The organism is Coprococcus sp. AM11-30B, from assembly GCF_027674365.1.
Taxonomy (GTDB): domain Bacteria; phylum Bacillota; class Clostridia; order Lachnospirales; family Lachnospiraceae; genus Allocoprococcus; species Allocoprococcus comes.
Genome location: NZ_JAQDVB010000043.1, coordinates 1 through 6,574 on the forward strand (window position 1 = coordinate 1; position 6,574 = coordinate 6,574).

At 39.2% G+C, this 6,574-nt stretch carries 8 protein-coding genes and 1 pseudogene; all 9 read left to right on the forward strand.

Going from position 1 to position 6,574, the window contains the following annotated elements:
* Positions 1-159 precede the first annotated feature (159 nt).
* The 9 genes and pseudogenes from PGU50_RS17605 to PGU50_RS17645 all read left to right on the forward strand — a co-directional run bounded on the left by PGU50_RS17605 (position 160) and on the right by PGU50_RS17645 (position 6,505).
* Entirely contained in the window at positions 160-894 is a 735-nt protein-coding gene (locus PGU50_RS17605; protein WP_243014410.1) for a zinc-ribbon domain-containing protein, read from the forward strand.
* A 26-nt stretch (positions 895-920) separates the two neighbouring features.
* A pseudogene (locus PGU50_RS17610) lies at positions 921-1,109 on the forward strand (ParA family protein); the annotation flags it as partial.
* Positions 1,110-1,274: 165 nt separating this feature from the next.
* Positions 1,275-1,988, forward strand: a complete 714-nt coding sequence (locus tag PGU50_RS17615) for a lantibiotic protection ABC transporter ATP-binding protein (protein WP_270247611.1) — start codon at positions 1,275-1,277, stop codon at positions 1,986-1,988.
* The gene (locus PGU50_RS17620) at positions 1,981-2,712 is read left to right on the forward strand and encodes a lantibiotic immunity ABC transporter MutE/EpiE family permease subunit (protein WP_004853398.1); all 732 of its coding nucleotides are present in this window, start codon (positions 1,981-1,983) and stop codon (positions 2,710-2,712) included. Before PGU50_RS17615 ends, PGU50_RS17620 begins: the two co-directional genes overlap by 8 nt.
* Position 2,713: 1 nt before the next feature.
* Complete coding sequence (locus PGU50_RS17625) at positions 2,714-3,454, forward strand: lantibiotic immunity ABC transporter MutG family permease subunit (protein WP_117824111.1); 741 nt, start codon at positions 2,714-2,716, stop codon at positions 3,452-3,454.
* Positions 3,455-3,468: 14 nt separating this feature from the next.
* Positions 3,469-4,131: a response regulator transcription factor gene (locus tag PGU50_RS17630; RefSeq protein ID WP_270247613.1), complete on the forward strand. Its 663-nt coding sequence runs from the start codon at positions 3,469-3,471 to the stop codon at positions 4,129-4,131.
* On the forward strand, positions 4,119-5,495 hold the full coding sequence (locus PGU50_RS17635) for a sensor histidine kinase (RefSeq protein WP_270247614.1): 1,377 nt from the start codon (positions 4,119-4,121) through the stop codon (positions 5,493-5,495). Before PGU50_RS17630 ends, PGU50_RS17635 begins: the two co-directional genes overlap by 13 nt.
* Positions 5,496-5,713: 218 nt before the next feature.
* Positions 5,714-5,857, forward strand: coding sequence for a hypothetical protein (locus PGU50_RS17640; protein WP_173690791.1), 144 nt, complete (start codon positions 5,714-5,716; stop codon positions 5,855-5,857).
* A gap of 123 nt (positions 5,858-5,980) precedes the next feature.
* Complete coding sequence (locus tag PGU50_RS17645) at positions 5,981-6,505, forward strand: flavodoxin family protein (protein ID WP_270247616.1); 525 nt, start codon at positions 5,981-5,983, stop codon at positions 6,503-6,505.
* Positions 6,506-6,574: the final 69 nt, after the last annotated feature.

The following is a 6,574-nucleotide window of genomic DNA, read 5'->3' on the forward strand; positions in this document are numbered from 1 at the left end:
AGATTGAGAGGTCTTAGTCTACTCGACTGCCAACTTGCCCTTTGAGAGAGGAGAAATCCCTTTCCCAAAGGGCTTTTTCTATTTATACGGATATTCGCAAACTACAAGATAAAGCCAAAACTTCATATACTCTAAGCACAAGGAGGTTGAGGTTTGGCTATGAATAACAGTTTAGCAGAAGTACACCCGGAGCTTGTTTCGGAGTGGTCGGAAAAGAATTTAACGCTTACGCCTGATGACATTACTTTCGGTTCAAATAAAAAAGTATGGTGGAGAGGTGCTTGCGGTCATGAATGGCAGGCAAGCGTTAAGGCTCGTTCTAATGGAGAGAAATGTCCGATATGTTCCGGTGCGAGAGTGATTGCAGGTATTAACGATTTGGCGACATTAGAGCCACTATTGGTAAAGCAGTGGTCGAAAAAGAATAAGATAAAACCGACAGAGGTTTCTATTGGCTCTCATAAGAAAGTGATTTGGAGATGTGAGAAAGGACACGAGTGGGAAGCTGCCGTTAAGAGCAGGACAATAAATAAAACAGGTTGTCCGTACTGCTCTCATAATAAAGTGTTGGCAGGATTTAATGACTTTGCAACACTTCTGCCGGGTATAGCTGCCGAGTGGTCGGATAGAAATTATCCGTTACTTCCAACTCAGGTTACGGTCTTTGCCAATCGTAAGGCTTGGTGGAAGTGTAAGGATTGCAGAAGAGAGTGGAACACCCTTATTTCTACTCGTTCCGGTGGGAGCAAATGCCCGTATTGCAGTGGGTACATATTCCTGAAAGGGTTTAACGATTTGCAGACAACACACCCTGAAATTGCTTCGGAGTGGTCGGAGAAGAACTTGCCATTGAAGCCTGATGAAGTAAATGCAAAGTCGAGGAAATGGCTATGAATATTCAGGAAAGGAGGACGCAAGAAGTGTCAAACTGCAAAACGATTGCCATCTGCAATCAGAAAGGCGGAGTAGGAAAGACCACCACTTCGGTCAATCTCGGAATCGGTCTTGCAATGCAGGGAAAGAAAGTATTACTTGTTGATGCAGACCCACAGGGAGATTTAACCACTTGTCTGGGGTGGCAGGATACGGACAGTCTGGGTATCACGCTTCGTATTTGTAACAGCTTTGCTGATTTCAGTGGAAAGCCGAGTTCTGATAATGATATTCAATTGATGGTTTATTCCATACGGGAATAAATCTTCATCAAATCTTTATTTTTTTCTGTTAGGTTATATTTCAGTAAGAAATGAAATATAGAAGGAAGGATAGTAAAGATGGAAATGATGTTACAGACACAAAATCTATGTAAATATTTTAGAAAACAGAAAGCGGTAAATAATGTTTCACTTAATATCGAAAAGGGACAGATTTATGGACTGCTTGGACCGAATGGCGCTGGTAAATCTACCACATTGAAAATGCTGACCGGTATGATGAAACCAACTGCAGGAAAGATTTACTTTGATGGAAAACTTTTGGATAGGAAAGATTTATCAAAAATAGGAGCGTTAATTGAAAATCCGCCTATTTATGAAAATCTTTCCGCCAGAGAGAATTTGAAGGTAAGACAATTATTGCTTGGTACAGATGAAAACAGAATTGATGAGGTCTTGCAGATTGTATCACTTACAAACACCGGAAAGAAGAAAGCAGGACAGTTTTCTTTGGGGATGAAGCAAAGACTAGGCATTGCAATGGCATTGCTTGGAGAACCGGAACTTTTGATATTGGATGAACCTACGAATGGATTAGATCCAATAGGCATCGAGGAATTACGAGAGCTGATCCGGTCTTTTCCGGAACAGGGAATCACTGTAATTCTCTCCAGTCATATTCTCTCAGAGGTACAGTTACTTGCAGATAAAGTCGGGATTATTTCAGGTGGAATCTTAGGATACGAAGGAGCATTAAAGCAGGGAGATAGTCTTGAAGATTTGTTTATGAATGTGGTAAGAAAAAACCAGAAAGCAGGTGAAATCCATGGTTAATATTATAAAAGCAGAACATCAAAAAGCCAAAAGAACCATGCGAAAAAAGTTTATCTGGGGATTTCCTCTTCTTACATTTGTCATGGCATTTATATTTACTCTTGGGATGACAAATGCTTATGCAGAAAGTGTTTGGAACTGGTGGTATACACTTTTGCTGCCGGGGATGATTGCTCTATTTTGTTATCTTTCTGTGGCGCAGGAGAAAAAGATAAAATACTATCATTTAATGACTATTCCCACAGACAGAAGAAAATTGTTGCTGGGGAAAATTATTTATATTGGGTACATGATTTTGTTTTCTAATGTGATTGTGTTTGCAGGAGCAACGCTTGGAGGCTTTCTTCTAACGACACATGTTCCAGTTGGAGGAGCGTTGATTGCAGTATTGTTTCTGACGGTTTCTGAGTTATGGGAGATTCCGGTAGCTTTATTTTTAAGTGAACGATTTGGAATGATTGTAAACCTGTTCGTCTGCCTATTTATTACCGTCAGCGGTGTGGTAATATCACAAACCAGAATCTGGTATGTACTTGTTTCTGCAATCCCTATGCGAATGATGTGCCCGTTGCTTCATGTTTTACCAAATGGACTTGCCGCAGAAGCAGGGAATCCTCTTTTGGATACGGGAGTCATTGTTCCGGGAATGTGTCTCTCAATCATCTGGTTTGTTTTTGTAACGGTTCTGTTTTTGAAATGGTTTGAGAGAAGAGAGGTGAAATAAGATGATTGGAAGATCTCTTAATGCAGACTTGCGAAAGATGAAAGGAACATCTGTGATTCTGGCACACTTACTGATTCCGATTATAACCAGCGTTATATTTTTAATATATTATTTTTTTTCACCATGGAATGAAAATATGAAAGTGATTGCATTTTATCAGGCAATAGGAGCAGGACTTCCGGTACTTATTGGAATTTTTACAGCAAGTGTGATGGAACAGGAACAAAATGCAGGTGATTTTCAAAATCTGTTGTCTTTACCGGATAAACCTGCAGCATTTTTATCGAAACTGTTGATGCTACTGGTTTTGTGTCTGTGCTCTATCCTATTGACAGTAATCATATTCGGAATTGGATTTGGAAGAATCGCATCAAGCGATATCGAAATCATGAAAGGATGTATATTTGCAGCATTGCTGCTGTGGGGAAGCAGTGTTCCACTTTATCTGTGGCAGCTGATTCTGGCTTTTCAGTTTGGAAAAGGGGTATCCATTGGAGCAGGGATTATATCAGGACTAATTAGTGCATTGATGCTTACCGGACTTGGAGATTATGTGTGGAAATATGTATTTGTCTGCTGGACGGGTAGAGTACCATATACTTATCTGCAATCTGTATTGGGAGAAACTAGTGTAGGTGAATGGTTGTCATTCATACCAGGTTGCTTAATATTTACAGGGATTAGTATGGTATACTATTTTTGGTGGGTAAACCACTGGGAAGGAAACAGAATATCGGAATAGAATCGAGGGAAACTATGGCAAAAATACTGGCAGTTGATGATGAACCGGCAATTTTGGAAATGATAGAAAGCATTTTGAATAAGGATGGACATCTGGTTACCAAAGTAAGTAATCCACTAAAAATTAATATGGAAGAATTACATCGTTATGACCTGATTTTACTGGACATTATGATGCCTGGAATTGACGGCTTCGAATTATGCAAAAGAATCAGGGCACTTGTGGATTGTCCGATTTTGTTTCTTACGGCAAAAACGGAGGAAAACAGTCTGGTAAACGGACTTTCTTTAGGAGCAGATGATTATATTTCAAAGCCATTTGGAGTGATGGAACTTCGAGCAAGGATCAATGCACATCTTAGAAGAGAGCACAGGGAACATTCTGTCCGAATGGTTTTAGGGAGAGTCTGCATTCAGATGTCTCAAAAGAAACTGTTGATGGATGATAAAGAACTTCCGTTTACGAAAGCAGAGTACGAAATCTGTGAATTTCTGGCTAAAAACAGAGGACAGGTTTTCTCGAAGGAACAGATATTGGAAGCGGTCTTTGGCTTTGACAATGAGAGTAATGACAGTACTATAATCACGCATATCAAAAATATAAGAGCAAAATTTGCGGATTATGATTATATGCCGATAAAAACAGTCTGGGGGATTGGATATAAATGGCAAGAGTAAAGAGAAGCAATGCACTCAGCTGGATTTTTATGAGATATGTACTGGTCATGCTTGGATCATTAGTAGGTTTGGTGATTGTTGCTTGGCTGCTGCTGTACCTTTTGATTAGTGTGGGCTGTATCTATCCGGCGAATTATGCAGAGCAAAAGATTAATGAAGCATATGATACGATTTTACGTGCGGATAAAGTAACTGCTGAGATGATTCCTGCACTTTGTGATTATGTAATCTTTTCAGAGAATGGAGAGAAAATAGGTGGAGATCTGTCAGAACAATACGAACAGATAGCATGGAATGTTGCAAAGTACGGAAACGCATCCGGGAAATATTTTTATAAAGTAATTGTAAGGGAAAATGAATATGTTGTATTGCAATATCGCCTGACACCTCAATATCATTCAGCTTTTTTGAGGGAGCATTTTATAGGACCACAGAATGTGATGAGTATTATGTCAGTGATTGGAGCGGTAGCGATTATCATCATTCCGTCCATACGTTTTGGAAAAAGAATCAAAAAGCAGATGCAGCCTGTATTAGACGCAATCAGACAAATAAAGGATCAAAATCTGGAATATGAGACATCCTGTTCCGGTATCAAAGAGTTTGATGACTGTTTATCGGCAATCGATGATATGCGAGATGCATTGCGGGAATCCTTAGAAAAGCAATGGAAAACAGAGCAGGAAAAGAACCAGCAGATGTCTGCTTTGGCGCATGATATTAAAACACCTCTTACGATTGTAAGGGGAAATGCAGAACTACTTTCAGAGACTGAACTGACCACGGAACAGAAAAATAATATTACCTATGTTTTAAACGGTACAACACAGATACAAAGTTATGTCCAGCAGTTGATAGATGTCACAAAATCATGGAATTGCAGTGATGTTACCTATACAACGGTGATGTTAGAAGATTTTTTTACAGATATAAAGGAGCAGGCACTTGGGCTGGCAGAAATCTATCACCAGAAAATAGATTGGAAGGCGGGACAAAGTGATAAAAAGGTAACGATTGCTTATGATCCAATGTTCCGGGCCGTAATGAATATGATTCAGAATGCAGTGGAGCATACAAAAGAAAATGGAATCATTTATATTGACGCAAAGGAGCAGGATGGCCGGCTGACATTCATTGTGGAGGATAGCGGATCAGGATTTACAAAAGAAGCATTATTGCATGGCACAGAGCAGTTTTTTATGGATGACACAAGTAGAAATGGCGAAGCCCATTATGGGATGGGACTATTTTTTGCAAAAACTGTGGCTGAAAAATATGGTGGAGGTATTAAACTTTCAAATTCTGAAAATACAGGTGGGGCGAGGGTAGAAATATTTTTCCTGAGTAGTCAAGAAACAAGCTAAATAGACCGCAATTAAGCTATGTAAAAGAAATTTTACATGCTTTTATCTAATATGTAAAAGCCTTTTGATAGACATTACTACTACGTTTGCTGTAATCTCATGGAAGAAGGAGGCATACAGAATTATGATAGCTGATAAAATTAAAAATGCTCGTACTATTCTTTATTACATAACTATCATTATAGTTGTTCTCAAGTGTGGAGAAACGTGAAAAGCAGATGAAGATGGATTCAGCGGTGGATGATATACGCAGAAGATTTGGATTTTACAGTATCCAGAGAGGGCTCATGTACCGGGACAGGATTCTGTCGGCAGTCAATGCAAAAGAAGAACACACAGTACAGTTGTTACGGACACACTGATCACGGGAAAGAAACGGGTGCGGATTTATTATTAAGTGCTTTTGAGATATTGATAAAATATGTGAAGAAAAATAAGCAGATAAATGGATTTAATATAAAAATCGGAAGTTGGAGGATACAAGCATGAAAATTGTAATCATTAATGGAAGTGCCAGAAAAGGAAACACGCTGACAGCAATCAATGCATTTATAAAAGGAGCATCAGAAAAGAATGAAATTGAAATCATTGAACCTGACAAACTCAACATTGCACCATGCAAGGGATGTGGTGTCTGTCAATGCTCTAAGGGATGCGTCGATAAGGATGATACAAATCCTACAATTGATAAAATTGCTGCCGCAGATATGATTCTTTTTGCTACACCAGTTTATTGGTGGGGAATGTCAGCACAATTGAAACTTATCATTGATAAGTGCTACTGCCGTGGATTGCAGTTAAAAAATAAAAAAGTTGGCACGATTGTTGTAGGCGGTTCTCCCGTAGACAGTATCCAGTATGAGCTGATTGATAAGCAGTTTGACTGTATGGCAAAATATCTTTCATGGGATATGCTTTTCAAAAAATCATATTACGCAACAGCCAGAGATGAACTTGAAAAAAACAAGGATTCCATGAGCGAACTTGAGGGGATCGGAAAAAATTTATAAAGCACGTTCCAAATTCCAGTTGTGCGCCCAGCTAAGGGTGTGTAGTCAAGCCGGTGGAATTCCGGTTTA